Source organism: Streptomyces sp. NPDC041135 (assembly GCF_055592085.1).
The window spans coordinates 56,696-81,743 of the sequence record NZ_JBVIYZ010000024.1 but is presented as its reverse complement, the minus strand read 5'-3'; the positions used below and the strand labels follow the sequence as shown (position 1 = coordinate 81,743).

The 25,048-nt window shown below is 74.5% G+C and carries 19 protein-coding genes and 1 pseudogene; 16 read left to right on the top strand and 4 right to left on the bottom strand.

The window, feature by feature from the left end; all coding sequences use genetic code 11:
- Nucleotides 1–207 (top strand): annotated as a pseudogene (locus tag ACZ6CZ_RS32125) (phosphoglycerate dehydrogenase); the annotation flags it as partial.
- 49 nt (nt 208–256) lie between these two features.
- Nucleotides 257–769 carry a LuxR C-terminal-related transcriptional regulator gene (locus ACZ6CZ_RS32120; RefSeq protein WP_469028267.1) on the top strand — a complete coding sequence of 171 codons (513 nt, stop codon included), beginning with the start codon at nt 257–259 and terminating at the stop codon, nt 767–769.
- A 159-nt stretch (nt 770–928) separates the two neighbouring features.
- Here the strand turns inward: ACZ6CZ_RS32120 and ACZ6CZ_RS32115 are convergent, their stop codons facing one another.
- On the bottom strand, nt 929–2,596 hold the full coding sequence (locus ACZ6CZ_RS32115; RefSeq protein ID WP_469028264.1) for a glutamate--tRNA ligase: 1,668 nt from the start codon (nt 2,594–2,596) through the stop codon (nt 929–931).
- Between the two features lie 214 nt (nt 2,597–2,810).
- Here ACZ6CZ_RS32115 and ACZ6CZ_RS32110 point away from each other — a divergent pair, with 214 nt between their 5' ends.
- The 12 genes from ACZ6CZ_RS32110 (at nt 2,811) to hemL (ending at nt 16,882) form a co-directional block, all read left to right on the top strand.
- On the top strand, nt 2,811–4,016 hold the full coding sequence (locus ACZ6CZ_RS32110; RefSeq protein WP_469028261.1) for an MFS transporter: 1,206 nt from the start codon (nt 2,811–2,813) through the stop codon (nt 4,014–4,016).
- Nucleotides 4,000–4,917: a TIGR03619 family F420-dependent LLM class oxidoreductase gene (locus ACZ6CZ_RS32105; RefSeq protein WP_469028258.1), complete on the top strand. Its 918-nt coding sequence runs from the start codon at nt 4,000–4,002 to the stop codon at nt 4,915–4,917. The genes ACZ6CZ_RS32110 and ACZ6CZ_RS32105 overlap by 17 nt, the downstream gene beginning before the upstream one ends.
- A gap of 12 nt (nt 4,918–4,929) precedes the next feature.
- Entirely contained in the window at nt 4,930–5,898 is a 969-nt protein-coding gene (locus ACZ6CZ_RS32100; protein WP_469028256.1) for a LysR family transcriptional regulator, read from the top strand.
- Between the two features lie 189 nt (nt 5,899–6,087).
- Nucleotides 6,088–7,059: a DMT family transporter gene (locus ACZ6CZ_RS32095; RefSeq protein WP_469028255.1), complete on the top strand. Its 972-nt coding sequence runs from the start codon at nt 6,088–6,090 to the stop codon at nt 7,057–7,059.
- A gap of 309 nt (nt 7,060–7,368) precedes the next feature.
- A complete protein-coding gene (locus ACZ6CZ_RS32090; protein ID WP_469028253.1) occupies nt 7,369–7,908 on the top strand; it encodes a helix-turn-helix transcriptional regulator in 540 nt (179 codons plus the stop codon).
- A gap of 142 nt (nt 7,909–8,050) precedes the next feature.
- Complete coding sequence (locus ACZ6CZ_RS32085; RefSeq protein ID WP_469028250.1) at nt 8,051–8,797, top strand: maleate cis-trans isomerase family protein; 747 nt, start codon at nt 8,051–8,053, stop codon at nt 8,795–8,797.
- Nucleotides 8,794–9,996, top strand: a complete 1,203-nt coding sequence (locus ACZ6CZ_RS32080; RefSeq protein ID WP_469028248.1) for an FAD-dependent oxidoreductase — start codon at nt 8,794–8,796, stop codon at nt 9,994–9,996. Before ACZ6CZ_RS32085 ends, ACZ6CZ_RS32080 begins: the two co-directional genes overlap by 4 nt.
- A 109-nt stretch (nt 9,997–10,105) precedes the next feature.
- Nucleotides 10,106–10,915, top strand: coding sequence for an aspartate/glutamate racemase family protein (locus ACZ6CZ_RS32075; RefSeq protein WP_469028245.1), 810 nt, complete (start codon nt 10,106–10,108; stop codon nt 10,913–10,915).
- Between the two features lie 6 nt (nt 10,916–10,921).
- Entirely contained in the window at nt 10,922–11,941 is a 1,020-nt protein-coding gene (gene hemB / locus ACZ6CZ_RS32070; RefSeq protein ID WP_469028243.1) for a porphobilinogen synthase, read from the top strand.
- A gap of 68 nt (nt 11,942–12,009) precedes the next feature.
- Nucleotides 12,010–13,326 carry a glutamyl-tRNA reductase gene (gene hemA / locus ACZ6CZ_RS32065; RefSeq protein ID WP_469028241.1) on the top strand — a complete coding sequence of 439 codons (1,317 nt, stop codon included), beginning with the start codon at nt 12,010–12,012 and terminating at the stop codon, nt 13,324–13,326.
- Complete coding sequence (locus ACZ6CZ_RS32060) at nt 13,323–15,374, top strand: acetate--CoA ligase family protein (RefSeq protein WP_469028238.1); 2,052 nt, start codon at nt 13,323–13,325, stop codon at nt 15,372–15,374. Before hemA ends, ACZ6CZ_RS32060 begins: the two co-directional genes overlap by 4 nt.
- A 167-nt stretch (nt 15,375–15,541) precedes the next feature.
- Entirely contained in the window at nt 15,542–16,882 is a 1,341-nt protein-coding gene (gene hemL / locus ACZ6CZ_RS32055; RefSeq protein ID WP_469028236.1) for a glutamate-1-semialdehyde 2,1-aminomutase, read from the top strand.
- 88 nt (nt 16,883–16,970) lie between these two features.
- Here hemL and ACZ6CZ_RS32050 read toward each other — a convergent pair whose 3' ends face one another.
- The gene (locus ACZ6CZ_RS32050; protein ID WP_469028233.1) at nt 16,971–17,390 is read right to left on the bottom strand and encodes an organic hydroperoxide resistance protein; all 420 of its coding nucleotides are present in this window, start codon (nt 17,388–17,390) and stop codon (nt 16,971–16,973) included.
- Nucleotides 17,391–17,591: 201 nt separating this feature from the next.
- Between ACZ6CZ_RS32050 and ACZ6CZ_RS32045 the strand changes: the two genes are divergently transcribed.
- Nucleotides 17,592–18,659 (top strand): CaiB/BaiF CoA transferase family protein, encoded by a 1,068-nt coding sequence (locus ACZ6CZ_RS32045; protein WP_469028231.1) that lies wholly within the window; start codon nt 17,592–17,594, stop codon nt 18,657–18,659.
- 93 nt (nt 18,660–18,752) lie between these two features.
- On the opposite strand, the gene ACZ6CZ_RS32040 is transcribed toward ACZ6CZ_RS32045, so the two are convergent.
- Complete coding sequence (locus ACZ6CZ_RS32040; RefSeq protein ID WP_469028228.1) at nt 18,753–19,400, bottom strand: TetR/AcrR family transcriptional regulator; 648 nt, start codon at nt 19,398–19,400, stop codon at nt 18,753–18,755.
- A gap of 240 nt (nt 19,401–19,640) precedes the next feature.
- The gene (locus ACZ6CZ_RS32035) at nt 19,641–23,588 is read right to left on the bottom strand and encodes a type I polyketide synthase (protein WP_469028226.1); all 3,948 of its coding nucleotides are present in this window, start codon (nt 23,586–23,588) and stop codon (nt 19,641–19,643) included.
- Nucleotides 23,589–23,792: 204 nt separating this feature from the next.
- Here ACZ6CZ_RS32035 and ACZ6CZ_RS32030 point away from each other — a divergent pair, with 204 nt between their 5' ends.
- On the top strand, nt 23,793–25,013 hold the full coding sequence (locus ACZ6CZ_RS32030; protein ID WP_469028223.1) for a hypothetical protein: 1,221 nt from the start codon (nt 23,793–23,795) through the stop codon (nt 25,011–25,013).
- Nucleotides 25,014–25,048 lie beyond the last annotated feature (35 nt).

Sequence of the window (25,048 nt, the reverse complement as noted above, 5' to 3'; positions counted from 1 at the left end):
TGCACCGACTCCCCGCTGTTCGAGCTGGACCAGGTCGTCTGCACCCCGCACCTGGGCGCCTCCACCGACGAGGCCCAGGAGAAGGCGGGCATCGCGGCCGCCCGGTCCGTGCGCCGCGCCCTGGCGGGGCAGCCCGTGCCGGACGCGGTCAACGACGTGTCCTCGCGGCACACCGCCGAAGGGACCCCGCCCCTGCCCGTACCCCAGGCCGCGTGAGGGGCGTGGGCCACGTGAGACACGTCAGAAGGCGGTAACGGTGCGATACATCATCAGCCGCGCGTTCCAGGACGATCCCCGGTTGCACCGGCTCCGGCCGGCCCACCGGACGTACTGGCGCAGGCTCATGCATCAGGGCGTGCTGATCGGCGGAGGGACCTGGGAGGACGGACGCCGGGAGGTGCTCGTGGTCAAGGCGCCCGACCGAGCCGCGGTGCACCAGGTGCTCGGCGCCGATCCCTACACCCAGGAGCGGCTGGCGCTGGACGTCACGGTCCAGGGGATGGACGACCTGCTCGGAGCGGAGGAGCGAGCAGAGTCCGTCACCCCGGCCGCCGGTGACGCCGAACCGGCCGGGCGGCTGAGCGCCCACGAGCTGCGGGTGGCCCGGATGATGCTGGACGGGCTGACCAACCGGCAGATCGCCGAGCACTTCATGGTGTCGCCGCGAGCGGTCGAGCAGCACATCACCCGGATCTACCGCAAGCTGTCGATCAGCCGGCGCGCGCAGCTGGCGGTCGCGCTGCGCGGGGAGGAGCTGATGGCGAGCTGAGCGGGAGCACGCCGGACGGCGGCCCGGACACCGGGCCGCCGTCCCCCTCTTCTCCCTGGGCCTGTCGCTCTCACGCTCCCTGGGCACCCTCCTTCCCCGGTACGTCCGCCACCGGTCTCCTCGTCCCCGGCGGCTTCCGCCGCCCGGGCGTGCGGTGGTTCAGCACCGGCCGGCCGGCGCCCCGGTGGCCAGCGGCCTGAGCCGGCGCAGCACCTCCTCCTCCCCGAGCGACTGGGCCACCTGGAACAGGTCCGGGCTGCGGCGGCTGCCCGTCAGGCACACCCGCAGCACGTTGGCCACGTCCCGGATCGAGCCGCGGTAGGCGCCGGGGTCGCGGCGGTGGCTGCGCACGTCGGGGGCGAAGCCGTGCCGCTCGGCCACCGTGCGCAGCACCGCGAACCAGTCCTCGGCCGGCCCCGCGTGACGGTAGTCCGCCATCAGGTCCGCGGCGAGGGCGGAGACCACCGGGCCGGGCAGGCCGCCGAAGCGGTCGTCGGCGGGCCGGTCGACCATCTCGTGCAGCTCGGGGAAGCAGAAGCCGTAGCGGGCCGTGAACTCCTGCCAGCAGGCGAGGTCCTTGCGGGGGGTGCCGGTGCCGCGCCGGGCCATCTCGAGGGCGGCCAGCGCCAGATCGGGGTGCTTGCGCAGCACGGCGTGCAGTTCGGGGGCGTACTCGGCCGCCCAGTCGCCGAGCTGGACGAGGGCCTCCTCGGGTGCCAGCGAGGCGATGTACTCGCGGCTGACGGAGCGCAGCTTGAGCAGGTCCACCATCGGCCCGGCGCTGCCCATCCCGGCCAGCCGCAGCGGCTCGTCGAGCGCCTGCCGCGTCGGCAGGTCGGCGAGCGGGCTGTTGGCCAGGCCGCGCAGGTAGTGCTCGACGGCCGCCGCCGGATATCCGGCCGCCTCGTAGAAGCCGGCCGCCGACTCGGGGTCCTTGCGCTTGCTCAGCTTGCGCCGGCCGGCGCCGTCCAGCTTCATCAGCGGCGCGATGTGGGCGTACTCGGGCGGCCGGAAGCCGAGCGCGCGGTGCAGCTGGTGGTGCAGCGGCAGCGACGAGATCCACTCCTCGCCGCGCACCACGAGGTTCACCCGCATCAGGTGGTCGTCGACCACGTGGGCCAGGTGGTAGGTGGGCAGCCGGCGGCCCTCGGCGTCCGCGGACTTCAGCACCACCACATCGTTGCCGTTGTCCAGCATGGTCAGCGCCCCGCGCACCAGGTCGCTGAAGCGCACCCGGCCCGGCAGTCCGACGGGGCAGCGCAGCCGGACGGTGTAGGGCTGACCGGCGGCGATCCGCTCCCCGGCCTCCCGCACGGACAGCGAGCGGCAGCGGGCCCACTTGCCGTAGTAGCCGAGCGGGGAGCGTGAACGGCGCTGTTCCGCGGCGTTCTCCTCCAACTGCCCGGGGGAGCAGAAGCAGGGGTAGGCCCGCTGTCCGCGGACGAGTTCCCGCACGTACGACAGGTAGATGTCCGCGCGGTCGGACTGGCGGTAGGGGCCCCAGCGGCCCTCCTGTTCACCTTCGTCCGGTTCCAGGCCGAAGTAGCGGAAGATCCGGGCGAACTCCTGTGCGGCGCCCGGGACTTCGCGGTCCTTGTCGGTGTCCTCGATCCGCACCAGGTAGACGCCGCCGGAGCGCCGGGCGAGGTCCCGGGCCAGCGTCGCCACGTACAGGCCGCCCAGGTGCATGGAGCCGGTGGGACTGGGCGCGAACCGGGTGACCCGGGCGCCGGGCGGCAGCTCCCGGGGCGTGTAGTGCTCCTCCCAGTGAGCGGGCGGGAGCAGGTCGGCGGGGAACCAGGAATCGATGATGGTGTGGTCCTGCATGGCTCATCCCTTCCGTCGCGGTGACTCGGTACGGCGGCCGGCTGGGCCACTGCCCCGTCGGAGACCTCGACGTTAGGGCGCCGCGGCCGGGCCGGGACCGTCCGGCGGGACGGGGTGTGTGGGAACCCGAACCCCTGGCCCGCCGGGATGCCCCCGTACGGCGGCCGGCGCGTGAGGCTTGAGCCGTGCGGATGCCGACGAGGGAGGAGACACCGTGCTGCGCGTGCTGCTGCTCGGGTTCGGAGCGCTGGCGGTGGGGACCGACGCCTATGTGACGGCGGGACTGCTGCCCGCGGTCGGCCGGGACCTGCACGAGCCGGCCTCGGTGACGGGGCAGCTCGTGACGGTGTTCATGCTCTGCTACGCCCTGCTCGCCCCGCTGGTGGGCGCGGCGCTGGCGCGGTGGGGCGTCCGGCAGGTCCTCGTCGCGGCGCTGGCCCTGTTCTGCCTGGCCAACGCGGCCTCGGCGCTGGCGCCCTCGCTGCCCGCGCTGATGGTGGCGCGCGGCGTGGCCGGGGTGGCCGCGGGGGTGTTCATGCCGGTGGCGGCGACCGCGGCCGCCGCGCTCGCCGGTCCCGAGCGGCGCGGCCGGGCGCTGACGGTGGTGCTCGGCGGGCTGAGTTCGGGCACCGTGCTCGGTGTGCCGGGCGGGCTGCTGGTGGCCCAGCACGCGGGCTGGCGGGCGGCGCTGTGGCTGGTCACCGGGATCGGTGCGGTGTCACTGGCGGGCTCGGCGCTGCTGCTGCCGGCGGTGTCCGGCGCCGCGATGCCCGGGCTGCGCGAACGCGGCGCCCAGCTGACGGACCGGCGGGTCGGGGTCGCGGTGCTGACGACGTTCCTGCAGACCGTGGCCAGCCTGGGCCTGTACACCTACCTGGTGGCGGTGCTGGACGCGGACGGGGTCGGCGCGCACCGGACGGCGCTGTGGCTGTGGGGCGTCGGCGGGGTGGCGGGGAGCTTCCTGGTCGGGCCGCTGCTGGACCGCACCGGGCGGCCCGGCGCGCAGGTGGCGGTGCTGCTCGCCGCGCTGGCCGCGGCCCTGGCCCCGCTGGGGCTGCTGCGCGGCGCGGCGGTGCTGCCGCTGCTGGTGGTGTGGGGCGCGGCCGGCTGGGCGTTCGTGGTGCCGCAGCAGCACCGGCTGCTGAGCCTGCGGCCGTCGGGCGGCGCGGCCGTGCTGGCGCTGAACAGCTCCGCCACCTACCTCGGCGGTTCGGCCGGTGCCGCACTCGGCGGGGCCGTGCTGTCGGCCGGGGTCGCGCCGGGCCGGCTGCCGCCGCTCGCCGCCGCCGTGGCCGCCCTGGCCTGCGGCCTGCACCTGCTCGGCCGCCGCCTGCGGTCCGACGCGCCCCATCCAGCCCCGGACGGACGTCCGCATCCGGGGTCCGAGCGAAACGGAGAGTCCCATGAAGTTCGGCGCTAACCTGCCCAACTACGGTCCGTCCACCACTCCGGAGACCATGCTGGAGTGGGCCCGGCGGCTGGAGGGCCTGGGCTACCACCAGCTGATGGTGTCCGACCACGTGGCGCCGACGCCCGAGGTGGAGCACCTGTTCCCCGCGCCGTTCTACGACCCGTTCACCGTGCTCGCCTGGCTCGCGGGCACCACGACCCGGGTGCGCATCGGGACCACCGTGACCATCCTGCCGTACCGGCATCCGCTGCTGGTGGCCCGTCAGGTGGCGAACATCGACCGGCTCAGCGGGGGCCGGTTCGTGTTCGGGGCGGCCGCGGGCTGGGCGGCGGGCGAGTTCGCCGCGCTGGGGGTGCCGTACGCGCGCCGGGGCGCCCGCAGCGACGAGTACCTGCGGGTGATGAAGGCGTTCTGGACGCGGGACGTCGTCGCGTACGACGGGGAGTTCGTCAGCTTCGGACCCGTGCACACCGGGCCCCGCCCGGTGCAGCCGTCGGGGCCGCCGGTGTGGATCGGCGGGCACAGCCCGGGCGCCCTGCGGCGGGCGGTGCGCCTGGGCGACGCCTGGCACCCCACCTCGGTCACCGGCGACTGGCTGGTGCACCTGGGTCTGCCCGCGCTGCGCGACACCGCCAAGCGGCTGAACCTGCCGGTGCCCGCGCTCGCGCCGCGGATCAAGCTGCGGCTGACCGGTAGGCCGCTGCCCGCCGGGCGGGTGCTGGGCGAGGGCAGCCTGGAACAGATCCACGACGACCTGGTCCTGCTGGACCGGCTGGGCGCCGGCACGGTCGTCCTGGACCCCACCTTCCCCGGGCAGCGGCGGGACGCCGAGCAGGACGCCACCGACCTCGCCGCGTTCGAGCGGCTGGCGAAGGAGGTGATCGACCTGGAACACGAACGCCTGCGCTGACGTTGGGTCAGCATGGGCATGGACAAGGGTGGCTCGACGGCCAAGCCGTACGGCAGCGAACTCGATCTGCGCAAGCTGCGGGTCCTGGTGGAGCTGGACCGGCGGGGCACGGTCAGCGCGGTGGCGGCCGCGCTGCACCTGACCCCTTCCGCGGTCTCCCAGCAACTGGCGGGGCTGGCGAAGGAGCTGGGGGTGCCGCTGACCGAACCGGTGGGGCGGCGGCTGCGGCTCACCGGCGCGGCGAAGGTGGTGCTGCGGCACGCCGAGGAGATCTTCGGGAGCATCGACCGGCTCCACCGCGCCCTCGCCGAGCACAGCGGCGGGGCGCGCGGCGAGGTGTCGGTCTCCGGGTTCGGCACCACCCTGGCGCCGCTGATCCTGCCGGCCGCCGGCATCCTCAAGCGGCGCCTGCCCGAGCTGCGCACGACGCTCGCCGAGGTCGATCCGCCGGTCAGCTTCGAACTGCTGGAGCTGGGCCGCACGGACGTGGTCATCGCCGTGGAGTCGCCGCTGGCGCCCGCCCTCGACGCCCGCTTCGACAAGCGGCCGCTGATGACGGAGGTGTTCGACGTGGCCCTGCCGGAGGACCATCCGCTGGCGCAGGCGCCCTCGCTGACCCTGGGGGACCTGGCCGACGAGGCGTGGATCTTCGCCACGGTCGGCATGTGCCAGGAGATCCCGCTGGCCGCCTGCACGGCCGCCGGTTTCACCCCGCAGGCCACCCATGTCATCGGCGACTGGGACGCCACCTTCGCCGCCGTCCGCCAGGGCCTGGGCATCTGCCTGGTGCCCCGGCTGGCCCGCCGGTCGTCCCAGCCCGGCGTCACGGTGCGGCGGTTCGACGACGCGCCCTGGCGCCGGGTGTTCGCCGCCGTGCGGCCCGGCAGCGGGGACGTGCCGCAGATCGAGGCGGTCCTGGAGGCCCTGGGCGAGGCGGCCCGGGCCGCCGAAATGGAGCTGGACGGGGCATCGCAGGCTTAGTTTCACAGGCAACATCTGCCATTCAGTCGCACCATCGAATGTTTCAGGCGGCCTTCACATTCATCGGAAAGATTACTTGCTGGACCGCGGGCGGGGGCAGGCGCGACGCTTCTGGTGCGGGTCGGCGGGCAGGTTCCGCCCCCGTCTTCACCCTTCGCCCCTGTTGTCCGCTGAATGTGAGGGTCCGCCATGAAATCGGGCGCGCTGCTGCGACTGTCCGGCCTGAGCCTGCTGTGGGGCTCGGTCTTCCTCTGGATCAAGATCTCCGGGTACGGCTTCTCGCCCGTGGAGATGGTGTTCGTGCGGCTCGTCCTCGGGGCCGCCGTGCTGATGGCCATCGGCCTGTCCCGGGGGCAGCGCCCGCCCCGGGACCGCAAGCTCCTCGGGCACATGGCCGTGGCCGCCCTGCTCGGCAACGCCGTCCCCTGGCTGCTGTTCGCCCAGGGTGAGGTGCACGGCTCCAGCAACGTCGCCGGCATCATCAGCGGCACCGGACCGGTCTGGACGCTCGGCGCGGCCGTGCTGTTCGGCACCGAGAAGCGCCTGGGCGCCACCCGGATGCTGGGCATGGTCATCGGTCTGCTCGGCGTGGTCCTGGTGGCCGCCCCCTGGAGCGCCGGCACCCACGCCTCCACCAGCAGCATCGTCTGCTTCGTCCTCGGCGCCGTCAGCTTCGGCAGCAGCTTCGCCTACGTCGGCCGCTTCCTCGCCGGCCGCGGCATCCCCGTGTTCATGCTGGCGGGCGGGCAGCTGAGCATCGCCGCCGTGCTCACGCTGTTCGCCGTGCCGTTCCTCGGCCTGGACCCCGTCGAGTGGCGCACCGACTCCGTCGTCGCCCTGATCGTCCTCGGCGTGGTGTGCACCGGCTTCGCCGTGCTGCTCAACACGGTCATCATCACCAAGGACGGCCCCGCGGCCGCCGCCACCGTCATCTACCTGATGACCGTGGTGTCCGTGGTCCTCGGCGCCGCCTTCCTCGGCGAGTCCCTCGGCTGGAGCGTCCTGCTCGGCACCGCCGCCGTGCTCACCGCGACCGCGCTGCTGCGCCGCAAGCCGGTGGACAAGCCCGCGGACAAGCCCGCGGTGCAGGCCGCGCAGACGCCGACCGCCGCGAACGCCGACACCCCCGCGCCGGCGAAGGGGCTCGCGGGCGCCCAGTGAGGCCCGCGGTCCTCATCGCACGCACCGCGAAGGACGGGACCCGGCGGGCCGGCCGCACCACCGGCCCACCGGGTCCCGTCGGCCGTACACCGCCCGTACGCCGACCCGGAGACGGTGCGTACGCCGCCCGTACGCCGCCCGTACGCCGCCCGCCACGGGAGACGCTCCGCTCCCCCGCACCCTCGCCGCCCCACCCCTCTCCGCGCCGTCCTCCCGGCGCTCCTCTCCGCCCCGACCCGTCCGCCGCCGCTTCCGGAAACCTGCCACCGGACCGGCGTCCGCGCAGTGCCCCACGCCGAGGTGACCCCCATGCCGTACGTCGTCGAACGCACCTTCCACCCCGCCGAATCCCGGCTGCGCCTGGCCTGGCCCGACCACCTCGCGTACCTGCGGTCCCTGTCCGCCCGCTCCGTCCTCGTCGGCGGCGGTCCCGCCGGGACCGGCAACGGGGACATCCTGGTGATCGCGGTCTCCGACGAGGTGTCCCTGCACCGGGTCCTGCGCGGCGACCCGCTGGTCCGGCAGGGCCTGATCGCCCGCACCAGGATCAGCTCCTGGAACGTCGAGTACGGCCACAGCGCGCTCACCGGACGCGAGCCCGAGGAACCCGAGGCCGCCCCCGACGTCGTCCTCACCCCGCACGAGTCGCGCATCGCGCGCATGGTGCTCTCCGGCATGACCAACCAGAAGATCGCCGAGCGGCTGAACGTGTCCTGCCGGGCCGTGGAGCAGCACCTGACGCGCATGTACCGGAAGCTGTCGATCAGCCGCCGCGCCCAACTCGCCTCGGCCCTCGGCGCCACCGTGCCCCGGTTCGGAATTCCGCAGCAGGAGCGGCTCACTGCGTGATTCCGTAGTGCCGCACCTCGCCCTCCCCCTCTAGCGTTCCAGGCGTCAGGAAAAGCCCGCGACCGGACATTCCAGGACGGCGGACATCCGCCTCGGGAAGTCCCGGAAAAAGCCTCGGAAAACGCCTCGGAAAAGGGGAAAGATGTCCTTGCAATCTGCGGAACGCCTCGGGGTCGTCGTTCCTTCCGGGAACGCCGCCGCCGAACCGGAGATCGGCAGCCTCGTCCGGCCCGCCATGAACGTGCACACCTCGCGCTTCCCGGTCCTGCCGGGGCGGACCCTGCGCGAGCGGCTGGACGTCTACAACGAGGGCCTCGACGGGGTCGTCGCCGGATTCGGCGGCCTGAAGCTCGGCGCGGTCGTCGTGGCGTGCAGCGGCTCGCACTACCTGCTCGGCCCCGACGGCGACCGGGCCCTGTGCGACAAGCTCGCCGACGCGGGCGGCCGGCCCGTCGCCTCCTCCACCCTCGCCACCCTGGACACCTGCGCCGACCTCGGCGTCCGGGACATCGTCCTGGTCTCGCCGTACGAGCCCTGGCTGACCGAGCTGTCGCGCACCTTCTGGGAGCAGGCCGGGCTGACCGTCTCCCGGGTCGTACCGGTCCGGGCGGGCGACCGCTTCTCCCCCTACGACGTCAGCACCGACGACCTGGTCCGCCAGGTCGACGAGGCCGGACTCGGTGACGACGAGGCGCTGCTGCTCACCGGCACCGGGATGTTCACCTTCGACGCCCTGGCGCGGATCGGCGAGGGCAACGACCGCATCCTGCTCACCTCCAACATCTGCTCGGCCCGCTGGGCGCTGAAGCAGACCGGGCTGCCGGCCGACCCCGCGGAGGAGACCGGCCTGCTGCGCCGGCTCGCCGCCCGCACGGGCGGGACGGCATGAGCGTCCGCCGCCGCCCGGTGGTCGTCGTCGGGGCCGGACCGGTCGGGCTCACCACCGCCCTGGTCCTGGCCCGGGGCGGCGTGCCGGTCACCGTCCTGGAGTCCTCCCGGGACCTGTCGACGGCCTCCCGCGCCTCCACTTTCCACCCCGCCACCCTGGACCTGCTCGACGAGCTGGGCGTCGCGGCGCCGCTGCGCGCCGCGGGCCGGGAGGTGCACGAGATCCAGTGGCGCGACCTCGGGCAGCGGGTGCTGCACCGCATCGGCTACGACGCCCTCACCGGCCGTACCGCCCACCCCTACCGGGTGCACGCCGAGCAGTCGCGGCTCACCCCGCTGCTGCTGGCGGCGCTCGCGGAGTACCCGCACGCGGAGGTCTGCTTCTCCAGCACCGTCTTCGACGTGCGGCCCCGCGGGGACGCCGTACGGCTGTGGCTGGACGGGCCGACCGGGCTGCGCACCCCGCTGGACGCCGAGTACGTGGTGGCCGCCGACGGCAGCCGCAGCACGGTCCGTTCCGCGCTCGGGCTGCCCTCGCGGGCCACCGAGTACCCCTCCTACGCCCTGCGGGTGGTGACCCGCACGCCGCTCGACGTGCTGCTGCCCGGCCTGGCTCCCCTGGCCTACGTCCGCGACAGCCGGCAGTCCTTCAGCGTCCTGGGCCTGCCCGACCACTGGCGGCTCATCTTCCGCATGCCGGCGGACGTGCCGCGCCGCGAGGTGGTGGAGCGGGCCGAGGTGCGCGCCCTGCTGCGGCGGGCCCTGCCCTCGGTCGCCGCGGACGTCCGGGTCGCCGACGCGCACACCTACCGGCTCGCGGCCTACGTCCTGCCCGACTACCGGGCGGGCCGGGTGCTGTTCGCCGGGGACGCCGCCCATCTGACGTCCACCGCGGGCGGGATGAACATGAACTGCGGACTGCACGACGCCGTCGCCTGGGGCCGGGCGCTGACCCGTGTGCACCACGGCGAGGCCGACGAGCGGCTCCTGGGCTCGGTGGCCGCCGAGCGGCGCCGGGTGGTGACGGACAAGGTGATCCCGCGCAGTGAGGCCCGCACGGCCGGCCTCGACGACCCGGCCCGGCTGCGCGGCGCCCTGGAGGACATCGGCCGGATCGCGGCCGACCCGCGGCGCACGGCCGACTACCTGGTCAAGGCCTCGCTCCTGGACTGCGCCCCCCGCCCGCAGCTCACCCACTGACCCGCCCCGCGCGGACCCCCCACAGCCCCCCACACCCCCGCACCGCACACCCCGCACCCCCGCACCGTGTCTTCCCCTGCCCGTTTTCAGCCGAGAGGACGGAAGCGCCATGCGCATCTGGTTCCACAAACACACCGTGGAAGGACGGCTGCCACTGCTCGACCAGTGGTATCGCGAGCATCTGGACGCGATCGCCGCCCCCGGCACCGTCATCGACATCAAGACGCTGCCGGCCGACACCTACCCAGACAACACCCCCTTCGGACTGGTCGGCCACCACGCCGCCCAGGTCCTGTTCAGCGAGCACTTCGCGCACTCGGCCCTCCAGGCCGAACGCGCGGGGTACGACGCCTGGATCACCGCGGCGGGCCAGGACCCCGGTCTGCGCGACGCCCGCCACCTCGCCGCGCTGCCGACGCTCGGCTACGGCGAGACGGCGTTCTTCCTGTCCGCCATGACCGGGCACCGCTTCGGCCTGCTCGGCTTCATGCCGCCGCTGGAGGAGCCCATCCGGGCCAACGTCCGGCGCTACGGCCTGGAGCGGTCCATGGCCGCCTACGAGGTCGTGCCCGGCGGCTGGGACGGTGTCCACCGCGCCCTCGACGGCGACTACGACCAGTTCCTCACCGCGTACACCGAGGCCGCCGCCCGTGCCCGCAAGGCCGGCGCGGAGATCATCATCCCCGCCGAGGGCATCCCCAACGAGATCTTCTGGCACCTCGGCGTCCGCGAGCTGCACGGCATGCCCGTGGTCGACCCGGCAGGCCTCGCCGTGAAGTTCGCCGAACTCACCGTGACCCTGCGCGACCTGCGCATCTTCTCCCGTTCCGACGCCGGCTACTGGTTCCACCGTCCGCCCGCCGAGATCTCCCAGCACCTCGAGAAGGTCTTCCTCGGCTCGATCCTCCAAGGAGCGTGATCCCGCATGACCATCCAGTCGACCATCGGCCCCGCCCCCGTCAGCACCCCCGCGGGTGCCCCGCTGCACCGGCCGCGCCGGCTGCGCCGCACCCCGCACCTGCGCCGGCTCGCCGCCGAGACCCAGGTCCACGCGAGCAATCTGATCCAGCCGCTGTTCCTGCGCGAGGGCCTGACCGAGCCCCGTGAGATCCCCTCCATGCCGGGCGTCTTCCAGCACACCCGGGACACCCTGCGCAAGGCGGCCGTCGAGGCGGTCAGCGCCGGCGTGGGCGGCGTGATGCTGTTCGGCATCCCGCAGCACAAGGACGAGCGCGGCAGCGGCGCGGTCGACCCCGACGGCATCCTCCAGGTCGCACTGCGCGACGTGGCCGCCGAGGTCGGGGACGCCACCGTCGTCATCGGCGACATCAACCTCGACGAGTACACCACCCACGGCCACACCGGTGTGCTGGGCCCCGACGGCGACGTCGACAACGACGCCAGCATCGAGCTCTACGGCCAGGCGGCCGTCGTGCAGGCCGACGCCGGCGCCCAGATCGTCGCCCCGAGCGGCATGATGGACGGCCAGGTCGGGCACATCCGGGCGGCCCTGGACGCGGCCGGCCACCAGAACGTGGCCATCCTCGGCTACTCGGCCAAGTACGCCTCGCACTTCTACGGCCCCTTCCGCGACGCCGTCGAGTCCTCCCTCCAGGGCAACCGCCGCACCTACCAGCAGAACCCGGGCAACATCCGCGAGTCCCTGCGCGAGGTCGCCCTCGACCTGGCCGAGGGCGCCGACATGGTCATGGTCAAGCCGGCCCTGGCCTACCTCGACATCGTCCGGCTGATCGCCGAGCACGTCGACGTGCCCGTCTCCGCGTACCAGGTGTCCGGCGAGTACTCGATGATCGAGGCCGCCGCCGCCCGCGGCTGGCTGGACCGCGACGGTTCGATCGTGGAGAGCCTCACCTCGATCCACCGGGCGGGCGCCTCCCAGATCATCACCTACTGGGCCACCGAGTTCGCGCCCCGTCTGGGCTGACCCACCCGCCACGCCCGGCCCCCCGGGCCGGGCCCCCGCCCCACGTCATCCATCGAGGTGTAAGGACTGTGCGACGAACAACACCGGACGACAACCGGTTCCTCGCGGTGGGCATCAGTCACGCCACCGCCCCCCTTGACCTGCTCGAACAGCTCTACGAGAGCCCCAGGCCGCTCGACGACCTGGCCCAGCGCATCGCCGGCACCGACGGTCTGTCCGCCTCGCTGGTGCTGTCCACCTGCAACCGGATGGAGGTCTACGTCGAGGCCGGCTCCGACACCGACCCGGTGCCCGTGCTCGACCAGCTCATCGCCGAGCACACCGGCGTCGACGCCCGGGAACTCACCCCCTACCAGTACGTGCGCCGCGGCGACGACGCCCTGCGCCACCTGTTCCAGGTCGCCTCCGGGCTCGACTCGGTCGTCCTCGGCGAGGACCAGATCCTCGGCCAGGTCAAGGAGGCCCTCGAGCGGGCCCAGCGGGTCGGGGCCACCAGCAAGACCCTCAACCAGGCCGTCCAGGCCGCGCTGCGCACCGGCAAGCGGGCCCGCAACGAGACCGGCCTGAACGAGGCGGGCCGCTCCCTGGCCACCGCGGGCCTGGCCTTCTTCGAGCGCCTGGTCGGCTCCCTCGACGGCAAGACCGCGCTGGTCATCGGCGCCGGCTCGTTCGGCGGGGTGGTCCTCGCCGCCCTGCGCCGCTCCGGGCTGAGCCGGGTGCACATGGCCAACCGCACCCCGGAGAAGGCCCAGCGCCTCGCCGAGACCGCCGACGGCCGCGGCTACCCGCTCCAGGACATCCCCCGGCTGCTGACCGAGGTCGACGTCGTCGTCAGCTGCACGGCCGCCACCGAACCCCTGCTCAGGGCCCGCGAGGTCGCCGACGCGCTGACCGCCCGCGGCGGGCGCGAGCTGTACCTGCTGGACCTGTCGCTGCCGCGCAACATCGAACCGGAGGCCGGGCAGGTCCCGGGCGCCACCCTCGTCGACCTCCAGCGCATCGCGGAGGAGGGCGGCGACGACGAGCTGTCCGTGGCCAGCGTGGAGAGCGCGCACCGGATCGTCGACACCGAGGTGGAGGCCCTCAAGGCCGCCCTCCGCGCCGCCCGCGCCACCCCGGCCCTCGCCGCGCTGCGCGCCACCGCCGCCGAGGCCACCGACGCCGAACTCGCCCGGCTCGGCAAGCGGCTGGACGCCATGGACGGCGAAGCCCTCCAGGAGGTCTCCCGCACCGTCCGGCGCATCGTCGACAAGGTGCTCCACCAGCCCACCGTCCGCGCCCGCGAACTGGCCGGGCGCCCCGACGGCGACGTCTACGTCGACGCCCTGCACGCCCTGTTCGCCCCGCACCCCGCACCCGCGTCCGCCCAGGAGGTCATGGCATGAGCGCGATCTCAAGCCTGTGGAACGCCGACTCGATCGCCGTCATCGGCGCGACGGAACGCCCCGGCGCGCTGGGCCGCAAGCCGATGGACTTCCTGCTGCGCCACGGCTACAAGGGCCGCATCCTGCCGATCAACCCACGCGGCGGGGAGATCCTCGGCGTCCCCGCGTACGCCTCGCTCAAGGAGGCGCCCGGGCCGGTCGACCTGGCGCTGATCATGGTGGGCGCGGACCGGGTGGCCGGCGCCGTCGACGACTGCGTCGACGCGGGGATACCCCTCGCCATCATCGCCTCCTCCGGCTTCGCGGAAACCGGGCCCGACGGGGCCGCCCTCCAGGACGAGATCGTCGCCCGGGCCCGCGCGGGCGGGCTGCGCCTGATCGGGCCGAACTGCATCGGCGCCGTCAGCTTCAACAACCGGGTCCTGGCCACCTTCAGCCCGCTGTTCGGCGCCGAGAGCGTCCCCTTCGAGCCCGGCACCCTCGGCTTCGTCAGCCAGAGCGGCGCCCTGGGCTTCGGCGCGGCGAGCCTCGCCCTGCAGCGCGGGCTGCGCCCCGGCTGGGTGGTGAGCACCGGCAACGACGCCGACGTCACCGCGCTGGAGGTGCTGCGCGAGCTGGCCGCGGAGCCCGAGTGCCGGGGCCTGCTCGGCTACCTGGAGGACGTGCCCGACCTGGACACGCTGCGGGCGCTGAGCGCGTCCGGCAAGCCGGTCGCCCTGCTGAAGTCCGGGCGCACCGAGGCCGGCGGGCGGGCCGCCGCCTCCCACACCGGCGCCCTCGCCACCGACGACCGGGTGCTCGACGCGGCGCTGCGCCAGCTGGGCATCGCCCGGGTCGACGACATCGACGAACTGCTCGACGCCGCCGCCGCGTTCGAGGTGCCGCTGCGGCCCAAGGGCCCGCGCGTCGCCGTGGTGACCACCTCCGGCGGCTCCGGCATCCTGGCCGCCGACGCCGTCGAGGACACCGGTCTGGAGCTGAGCCGGCTGTCGCCGCAGAGCATCGCCGCGCTCACCGAGATCGTGCCGCCGTTCGGCGCGGTGGAGAACCCCGTCGACATCACCGCGACCGTGCTCAGCGACCCGACCCTGTTCGACCGGTCGCTGGACGTGCTGCTCGCGGACGACTCGGTCGACATCATCATCGCCTGCTTCTGCGTCATGGCCGGACCCGACGTGGAGAAGGCGGTCACCGCCCTGTCCAAGGCGGCCCGCAAGGGCGGCAAGCCGATCCTGGTGGCCCGTACCGGCGCCGACTTCCTCGCCCCGGACGCCCCCGCCATGCTCCGCGACGCCCAGCTGCCGGACTACCCGACGCCGGCCCGGGCGCTGAAGGCCGCCGCCGCGCTGTGGCAGGTCAGCAAGCCCCGCCCGGACACCACCCGGGACGCGGTCACGGCGCCGCTCGCGGCGCCCGCGCCGCAGGCCACCGAGCCGGAGCTGAAGCGGCTGCTGAGCGAGGCCGGGATCACCGTGCCCCGGGGCCGGGTGGCCCGGGACGCCGACGACGCGACCGCGCTGGTGCGGGAGCTGGGCGGCCGGGCGGTGCTGAAGGCCGTCGTGCCCGGGCTGCTGCACAAGTCGGAGGCGGGCGGCGTCCGGGTGGGCGTCACCGCGCAGGAGGCGCCGGCCGCCTTCGCCGACCTGGCCGCGCTCGGCGGCGAGGTGCTCGTCGAGGAGCTGGCCCCGGAGGGGGTGGAGGCCCTTGTGGGCGTGCGCACCAGCCCGCTGGGCACCGTCCTGACCGTGGGGCTCGGCGGCATCTTCACCGAGGTCCTCGACGACGTCGCGCACCGCGTGCTGCCGCTCGCCGACGGCGAGGCCGAGCGCATGATCTCCGAGCTGCGCGGCGCCGCCCTGCTGCACGGGGCGCGCGGCACCGCGGCGGTCGGCACCGAGGCGCTGGCCGGACTGCTGTACCGGCTGTCCGACGCGGTCCGCGACTGGCCCGGCGCCTTCGAACTCGACCTCAACCCGGTGCGGGTCCTGCCCGGCGGCGCGGTCGTCCTGGACGCCGCGTTCACCGCCGGGGACGCCCCGGCCCCCTGACGGACGGCCCCGGGCCGCCCGCTCCGGGCGGGAGCCGGTGGACCTCCCCCGCCACCGGCCCCCGCCCGGCCGTCCCGGCCGCCCCGCCGCGGCCTCACCCGCTGTTCCTCCTCCTCTTTCCCCTCCTGTTTCCCAGCCCGTCCAGCGACTGCGAAAGGCACTGACCGATGTCCTCATCCCCCGCACCCGCCACCCTCGACGGTTCCGCCGGTGCCGCCTCGGCCTCGCTGTTCGAGCGGGCCGGGGCGGTCATCCCGGGCGGCGTCAACTCCCCGGTGCGCGCCTTCGGTTCCGTCGGCGGCACCCCGGTGTTCATGGCCTCCGCGCAGGGCCCGTACCTGTACGACGTCGACGGCCGGGAGTACGTCGACCTGATCTGCTCCTGGGGTCCGATGATCCTCGGCCACCGGCACCCGGCGGTCCTGGAGGCCGTCGACGCCGCGCTGGCCTCCGGCACCTCGTTCGGCACCGCCACGGAGGGGGAGATCGCCCTCGCCGAGGAGATCGTCGACCGGGTCGCGCCCGTGGAGCGGGTCCGGCTGGTCACCTCCGGCACCGAGGCGACCATGTCGGCGATCCGGCTGGCCCGCGGCTTCACCGGCCGCTCCAAGATCGTCAAGTTCGCGGGCTGCTACCACGGCCACGTCGACGCGCTGCTGGCGGCCGCGGGCTCCGGCCTGGCCACCTTCGCGCTGCCGGACACCCCGGGCGTCACCGGGGCGCAGGCCGCCGACACCATCGTGCTGCCGTACAACGACCTGGCGGCGGTGGAGCGCACCTTCGCCGAGCGGGGCTCCGAGATCGCCTGCGTGATCACCGAGGCCGCGCCGGGCAACATGGGCGCCGTCCCGCCGCTGCCCGGCTTCAACGCCGGCCTGAAGGACCTGTGCCGGCGCCACGGTGCCCTGTTCATCTCCGACGAGGTCATGACGGGCTTCCGGGCCAGCCGGGCCGGCTGGTACGGCCGGGACGGGGTGGCGGCGGACCTGTTCACCTACGGCAAGGTGATGGGCGGCGGCTTCCCCGCGGCGGCCTTCGGCGGGCGGGCCGACGTCATGGCCCACCTCGCCCCGGCCGGGCCCGTGTACCAGGCGGGCACGCTCGCGGGGAACCCGGTGGCCACCGCGGCCGGCCTCGCGACCCTGCGCCACTGCACCGGCGAGGTCTACGAGCGGCTGGACACCGTGTCCGCCACGATCGGCTCCGAGGTGTCCGCGGCGCTGTCCGCGGAGGGCGTCGCACACGTCCTGCAGTACTCGGGGACGATGTTCTCGGTGTTCTTCTCGCAGCGGCCGGTCCGCGACTACGACGACGTCCGGGCCAGCGAGGCGTTCCGCTACCGGGCCTTCTTCCACGAGATGCTGCGCCAGGGCGTCTACCTGCCGCCGTCCCCGTTCGAGGCCTGGTTCGTGTCCGCCTCGCACGACGACCGGGCCCTGGACCGCATCGTGTCCGCGCTGCCGCGCGCGGCGAGGGCGGCCGCGGCCGCCGTGCCCCCGGCGGCGTGACCCGCCGCGGACACGCGGATGCCGCCGGGGCCGGACGCGAGTCCGGTCCCGGCGGCATCCACCGCGGGGCCGCGCGGGAGAGACGGCCTCAGGGGGCCAGTTCGATGCCCACCCGGATGTTGCCGCGCACGGCCCGGGAGTACGGGCAGCGGGCATGGGCCCGGTCCACCAGCTCCCGCGCCGTCTCCTCGGCCACTCCGGGCATCCGCACCGTCAGGTCGGCGCTGATCCCGTACCCGGAGTCGTCGCGCTCGAGGTGCACCCGGGCCGTCACAGCCGGCTCCTCGGCGAGCGGCACCCGCGCCTCACGCGCGGACAGCCGCAGCGCGCTGTGGAAGCAGGCCGCGTAGCCCGCGGCGAACAGCTGCTCGGGGTTGGTCCGTTCCCCGGAGCCGCCCACCTCCTTGGGCGCGTCCAGCCCCAGCTCCAGCACGCCGTCCGAGGAGCTGACCCGGCCCTTGCGGCCGTCTCCCGACGACGTGACCTCAGCCGTGTAGAGAACCGTCACGATTCCTGCCCTTTCTCATCCGGGGGAAAGCAAGAGGAAAAACACTCGCAAGGTAGACAGGAAATCCGGGCCGGAACAATACGGAAGTCCGAACTCGATCATCACGAATGGAATCCGGAACACCCGGCACAATCAATTCGTCGTCCGGAGTGGTCCGGACCCGAGAATTCAGCGTCGTTCGCTGGAAAGGGGATGAGCCCGATGGGGCCACTGAACGGTGTACGCGTGGTGGAGCTGGCGAGCGGCGCGCCCTGCGCCTTCGCCGCCACGCTCCTCGCAGACCTGGGCGCCGACGTCGTCCGCGTCGACCGCCCGGGGTCCGGCGGGTCCGGGCCCGCCGATCCGCTCGGCCGCTCCCGCCGCTCGGTCACGGCCGACCTGAAGGACCCGGAGGGCGTGCGCCGGGTGCGCGACCTCGTGGACCGCGCCGACGTGCTGCTCGAAGGACTGCGCCCGGGCGCCTGCGAGCGCCTCGGCCTGGGCCCGCAGGCCTTCGCCGAGTCCAACCCCGGCCTGGTCTACGCCCGGGTCTCCGGCTGGGGGCAGTCCGGCCCCTGGGCGCAGCGCCCCGGGCACGACATCAGCTTCCTGGCCCTGGCCGGGGTGCTCGACAGCGACGCGGACGCCGCCGGTTCCCCGGCTCCACCGTCGACGTACCTGTCCACCTTCGCCGGCGGGGGTCTGCTCCAGGTCCTGGGCGTGCTGGCGGCGCTGCACGAGCGCTCCCGCAGCGGGCGCGGGCAGGTGGTCGACGCGGCCATGGTCGACGGGGCGGCGCTGCTGGAGGTGATGGTCCGCCAGTGGCGGGAGAACCCGGGCAACGTCACGGTGACCGACGCGCCGTTCTACACCACCTACGCCTGCCAGGACGGCCGTCACGTGGCGGTCGGCGCGATCGAACCGCGCTTCTACGACGTGCTCCTGGCCCAGCTCGGCCTCGACGCCGCCGGTCTGCCCGACCGCGGTGACCAGGCCGCCTGGCCCGCCCTGCGCGAGCGCCTCGCCGAGGCGTTCCGCACCCGCCCGCGGGACTACTGGGCGAAGGTGTTCGCCGACCACGACGCGTGCGTGGTCCCGGTCCTCGCCCCGGAGGAGGCCGCGGAGCACCCCGCGCTGCGCGAGCGCGCGACGTTCACCGCGGTGGCCGGCCGCCCGCAGCCGTCGCCCGCCCCCCGCTTCTCCCGCACCCCCTCCCCCGCGCCCCGCCCGGCCCCCGCCCCCGGCGCCGACACGGACACCGTGCCGCGGGAGTGGACGGCGTCCGCCTGACGCCGCGGTCCGCAGGAGCGGTCCGGGCACAAGGGCGGCCGGGTTTCCGGCCGCCCTTTTCCCGTGGGTGCGGGTCCGTGGGTGCGGGCCCCGCTAGTGCTGGTGCTGGTGCTGGTGCGACAGGACTCCGTCGAGGACGGTCCGGCACGCCGCGTGGAGTTCGGCCTCCAGGTCGATCTCGGCCTCGGGGTGGGTCCAGCGGTAGAGCGTGCCGAGGTAGAGGTCGCGCAGCACCCGGCCGACCAGGTCGGGGTCCACGGTGTCGGCGACCTCACCGCGCTTGTGGCCCTCCGTCACGAACCGGGCGAAGGTCTCGCTGACGTAGGGCTGCTCGTACAGCGGGAAGCCGGCCCTGACCCAGGCGGCGAGCATGGCCCGGGTCTGGGCGCTGTCGCGGAGGCTGATCTGCGCGAGCAGGCTCATGCAGTGCAGCAGCGAGAGCCGGGTGCTCTCGCCGCAGTCCGCGGTGAGCCCTTCGGTGGTCAGGCCGGCGCGCAGCTGTTCGCGGCGTTGTTCGCTCCACTCCGCGATGAGGTCTTCCTTGCGCTGGAAGTGGTTGAAGAAGGTGCCGCGTGCCACGTCCGCCGCTTCGGTGATCTCGTCGACGGTGGTCTGGTCGTACCCCTGCCGGGTGAACAGCTCGACCGCCGCGTCGTAGATGCGGTTGCGTACGCGCAGTTTGTTGCGTTCGCGCCGTCCCTGGACGGGTGGCGCCTCGGTGGTGAGTGGTGTGTCGCCCATGTGTGACTCCTGTCGCCCAATGCCGTGCGTGCCGGTCCAGAAACCCTGGTGTCATCGGCGTTCGACGTCGTGGGCCAGGGCTGAGCCCCCGTCGTCCTGGCTGGGCAGACGGACCGATAGCGCCGGCACTCCCTACACGTGTATCACGATCCATGTATGAGTACTAGTTCACTTATACAAGTCTTGGGGGGTCGGCGGGAAGGGCTGTGGAGCGAGCCGTTCCGCGCCGACCCCCGCAGGTCAGCAGGCTATGGGTGCGCTCTCCAGGGAAGCGGCGAGCGAACCGACCGTGTCCCTGCCGAGCAGCCGGGACAGCGGGATGTCGCTGTGCAGCTCGCTGCGGACCCGGCTGCGCAGCTGCACGGCGGTGAGGGAGTCGAACCCGTAGTCGCTCAGCCGCCTGCGTACGTCCACCCGCGCCACGTCCGTGCCGAGCAGCTCCGCCACGATCTCCACGAACCTCCCGGCGCCGGGGCCGGCGGTGGTGTCGGGGCCGGCGGTGGTGCCGGCGGCGAGGGTGAGGTGGACCGCGGCGGGTGCCTGCGGGGCCGGCGGCTCGGTCCGCGGCCCGGCGGCGTCGTGCGGGCCGCCGGGGAGCCGCCCAAGCATCAGCGGCGGCAGCGGTATCCGCGGCAGGCGCAGCACCGCGCCGATGCGGGAGACCGCCTGCTGCGGCAGGGACAGCACCGCCCGGACGTAGGAGCCGGCCGCCGCGCCCGCGCCGAGGCGGCGCAGCCGGATGCCGTGGAACTCCGCGACGGTGCGCCCCTGCTGGTCGATGAGGGTGGCGTCGGCGCGCAGCCGCTCACCGGCCTCCTCGGCGCGCAGGGTGGTGTGCAGCCAGAACTCCCCGGGCAGGTCGGCGTGGAAGCGCACCCGCTCCAGGCCCGTGACCCGGTAGGCCGCGTCGGCCGGGACCGAGCCGGGCAGGGCGGCGAGCAGCGGCAGCAGCGCCGCCTCCCACGCGGCCTGCTCGGCGACGTCCGGGCGGTGCAGCAGGGCGACGGCCTCGCCGTCGCGCCGCCAGAGGTGGCGTACGGCGCGCATCGCCGGGCTCGGCTCGTACCCGCGCCGGGACAGCCGGGTGAAGAACTCCCGCGCCGTGCGGTGGGTGCGGCAGCGGTCGAGGGCCGCGTCGAGCTGGGCGCGCCCGGAGGGTGCGCCCTGCGCGGCCGCGGTGGTCACTGTCGCCGTCAGGCACAGGGTGCCGGGCCCGTCCGGCGCGCCGCCCACGGCGCGGACCTCCGCGGACCGCGCACCCGGCCGGTCCTCGGTCGTGACGCGCAGGGCCAGGTTCCCGCCGGCGGGTATCTCGACGAGTTCGTCCCCGAGCCGGATGTCCTCGACGGTCACGGTGCCGGCGCCGGCCGGGCGGACCGCCTCGCGCAGCGCGGCCAGGTGGACCGCGGGCGGCACCGGTGCCAGCCCGTGCAGCCGGACCGCCGCCCCGCTCAGGTCGGCGGCGAGGTCGGCGGTGGTGCGCCGGACGGCGGGCGCGGCCGTGGGGACGTCGCGGCGCAGCGGTTCGCTCTCCCACGGGTAACCGGGCAGCGGGACCCGGCGGGCCGGGCCGCGGAACCAGCGCTGCCAGTCGACGGTGCCGCCGAGGGTGAAGAAGGCGCCCAGGGACCGGGCGAGCGCCAGTGCCTCGTCGGGGCGGGTGCGGTCGGTGGAGGCGACGACGGCCGGCGGGCTGCCCGCCTCGCCGAGGGTGTCCGCGACCGCGCTCTGCAGGACGGGGTGCGGGCTGATCTCGACGAAGACGTTGTCGGTCTCCTTGGCGAGGAGGCGGACGCTGTCGGCGAAGCGGACGGGCTCGCGCAGGTTGTCCAGCCAGTAGCGGGCGTCGAGTTCCGGTCCGTCCAGGAAGGTGTTCAGCAGACTGGAGTGCATCGCGACCGTGCCCCGCCGGGGCCGCAGGCCGGACAGCCGCTGAAGGAGGTCCTCGCGCAGCGGGTCCATGAAGGGGGAGTGCGAGGCGACGTCGACCCGTACCAGCCGGTGGAAGACGCCGTCGCGCTCCAGCCGCCGTCCGATGCGCCGCAGCGCCTCGGTGCCGCCCGCCAGGACGGTGGACCCGGGCGCGTTCTGCGCGGCCACGCAGACCTCGCCGCCCTCCGCCGCGGCGAGATCCTCGGCCTGCTCGGCGGAGAGTTCGACGGCCATCATCGCGCCCCGGCCGGCGACCCGTTGCATCAGGGCGCTGCGGCGGCAGATCACGGCGGCGGCGTCGGCGGGGGTGAGCCCGCCCGCCACGGCGGCCGCGGCCGTCTCGCCCATGCTGTGGCCCAGGCACACCTCCGGGTCGACGCCCATGTCGCGCCACACCGCCGCCAGCGCCAGTTCGGTCGCCCACAGCACGGGCTGCACGGTGGCGACCCGGTCGGGGAAGGGGCCGTCGGCGCGGTCCAGCACCTCCTCTACGGACCAGCCGGTCTCCTCGCGCACCAGCGCGTCGCAGGCGGCCAGTTCGCGGGCGTAGGCGGGGGTCGTGGCCTTCAGCGACCGGCCCATGCCGGACCACTGCGAGCCCTGGCCGGGGAAGACGAACACGGTACGGCGGGGTCCGTCGAACCCGGCCTCGCCCAGTCCCCCGGCGTTCGTCGGCCGGTTCTCGGCCAGGGCGCGCAGCGCCTCGGCCAGGTCGTCGTGGCCGGCTCCGGTGGCCCACAGCCGGTAGGGGTGGGCCTGCCGCTTCTGGGCCGCGGTGGCGCAGACGTCCCACAGCGGCAGGTCGCGGCCGGGGCCGTGCGGGGCGAGGAAGTCCGCGTAGGCGGCGGCGAGCCGGCGCAGCGCGGCGGGGCTGTGCGCGCTGAGCACGAGCAGGTGGGCCGGGCGTCCCTCCGGGAGTTCGGCGGGGGCGCGGGCCGGTTCGGCGGGCCGGGCCGGGGCCTCGGCGACCACCACGTGCGCGTTGGTGCCCGACAGCCCGAAGGAGCTGACGCCGACCAGGGCGCCGCGGCCCTCGCCGGGGTCCAGTTCCTCGTTGCGGGTGACCAGGTGGAGGGGGCTGCCGGCGTCGGCCAGGAGGGGGTGCGGGTCGTTCAGGTGCAGCGAGGCGGGGATGGTGCGGTGCCGGGTGATGAGGACGGCCTTGATGAGACCGGCGATGCCGGCCGCGGCCTCGGCGTGGCCGATGTTGGACTTCACCGAGCCGATCCGCAGCGGTCCGCGGGTGCGCCGGCCGCGCACCACCTCGGCGAGCGCCTGGAGTTCGACCGCGTCACCGACCGGGGTGCCGCTGCCGTGGGCCTCGACGTAGTCCAGCCGGTCGGGGTCGACGCCGGCGGAGCGCCAGGCCTCGCGGATCATCGCCGTCTGGCCCGCGACCGCGGGTTTCACCAGGGAGCCGCTGCCGCGGCCGTCGTTGGTGACGGAGCTGCCCGGCAGCAGCGCGAGGACGGGGTCGCCGTCGCGCCGGGCGTCGCGCAGCCGCTTGAGCACGACGACGCCGACGCCCTCGCTGCGCACGAACCCGTTGGCGGACAGGTCGCCGAAGGCGCAGCGGCCGTCCGGGGAGAGCAGGTCGGCGGAGGAGAAGGCGATGGCGTCCTGCGGCGACAGGATGACGTTGACGCCGCCGGCGACGGCCAGGTCCGTCTCGCCCGTGAGCAGGCTCTGCCGGGCCATGTGGACGGCCACCAGCGACGAGGAGCACGCGGTGTCGACCGTCACGCTCGGGCCGCGCAGGTCGAGGTCGTAGGAGATGCGGCCCGCCGCCATGGCGCGGAAGTGGCTGCCGGTGGCGTCGCGTAAGGAGTGGGTGTCGAGGTCGGCGCCGTGCGCGTAGTCGGCGGTGGCCTGGCCGATGAAGACGCCCGAGCTGCTGCCGGCGAGGTCGGGTGCCGGGATGCCGGCGGCGTCGAGCGCCTCGCGCACGACCATGAGCAGGAGCCGGTGCTGCGGGTCGATGCTCCTGGCCTCGGCGGGCGAGATGCCGAAGAAGCCGGTGTCGAAGGAGAAGGCGTCCGGGAGGAAGCCGCCGTACCGGGACGCGATGCGTCCGGGTGTCTTCGGTGCGCGTGCGTGGCGAGACGCGATGTCGAAGCGCTCGGGCGGCACGGGCGTCACCGAGTCGACGTTCCCCACCAGGTTGGACCAGTACGCGTCGACGCCTGCGGCCTGCGGGAATCGGCAGCCCATGCCCACGACCGCGATCGACGTGCCGTCCTCATGTCCTGAACCCATCACAAAGCCCCCCTCTGAGGTCGGGTCAACGCGAGCGATCTTAGTCTAAAAATGCACTGGAGAACAAGTATGTTCTGAAGGGCCAAGTCTGAACGCTAAGTCCGCGGGGCAACTTTGATCTGCGATTTAAAGTCGTACTCTGGACCAAGAACGTACCGAAGTACTAGTCTGCTGCTCCGAACGAGCTGGAAGAGGTGAACTCCGATGGTTCCGCTGTCTCCGCCCGCGTCGGGCACGCCGGCCCCGCCGGTCCGGGCGGCCGGTGTGCCGCCCGTGCTGCCCGAGCTGGTGCGGCGCGCCGCGCGCATTCCCTCGCTGGCCGCCAAGTACGCGCCCCACCTCGGCGCCGGGCACTTACCGGCGCTGACCGACCTGCCGGTGCTGACCCGGCCGGAGCTGATGCGGGCCACGCAGGAGGCGCTGGCGCTGGGGCAGCGGTCCCCGGGCGCCCAGCTGTGGGCCGACGGCGGCACGCTGGACGAGCCCGCGCTGACCCTGCTGCCCGAGGGGATGTTCGCCCCGCAGATCCGCCGCGCCTGGAACCCGCTCGGCCCCGGGGACGTCCTCGCCAATCTGCACCCACCGGGCCAATTGCGGCCCGACCACTACTTCTACAACCGGTTCGCGGCCGAGTCGGGCGCCACCACGCTCGCCTTCGGCCGGCTGCCCGACGGCTCGCACGACGACTGGCTGGACTTCTTCGCCCGGCACCACGTCACCGCGGTGGCCGCGCCGCCCGAGACGCTCGGCCGGCTGCTCGGCGCCACGGCCGCGGGCCGGCCGGTGCCCTGGCTGCGCACCCTGCTGCTGGGCGGGGCGGCGCACGACGCCACCCCCGACGCGCGGATCGCCGAGTGCTTCCCGTACACCGAGGTCTGGCGGCTGTACGGGGCGGCGAGCACCTGGGTGACCGGTCACCGCGGGCCGCAGTGCCTGGCGGACGTGTACCACCCGCTGCCGTACCAGCACGTGGAGATCGCCGGCGGGCGGCTGCGGGTGACCACGCTCGACCCGGGCCGCACCCCGCCGCTGATCCGCTACCAGACCCAGGACCGCGGCGAGTTCGCCCGCTGCACCTGCGGGCTGCCCGGCCCGGCGGTCCGGGTGTTCGGCACCGCCCCGCCCTTCTTCCGCTTCCACGGCCGTGCCGTCTCCGCCGGTGAACTGGTCCGGCTGGCCACCTCCCTCGCCGAGGTGGACGCCGCGCAGGTCGCGGTGTGCGGGGAGCAGCGCATCCAGCTGCGGGTCCGGCTGGCTCCCGGAGTGCCCGACGACCACCACACCCACGCCTGGATCAGGTTCCGGGTGCTGGAGAGCCATCTCGCCCTCGCCGCCTGTGTCGTCGAACAGCCCGACCTGTTCGAGGTGGTCGCGGTGGACGGCCCGGTCGCCGGCGCCGCCGTCCTGGTGGACGAGGAGTTCTGAGGTGCGGGCGCGTCCCGCCGCCGGGCACGCCGCGG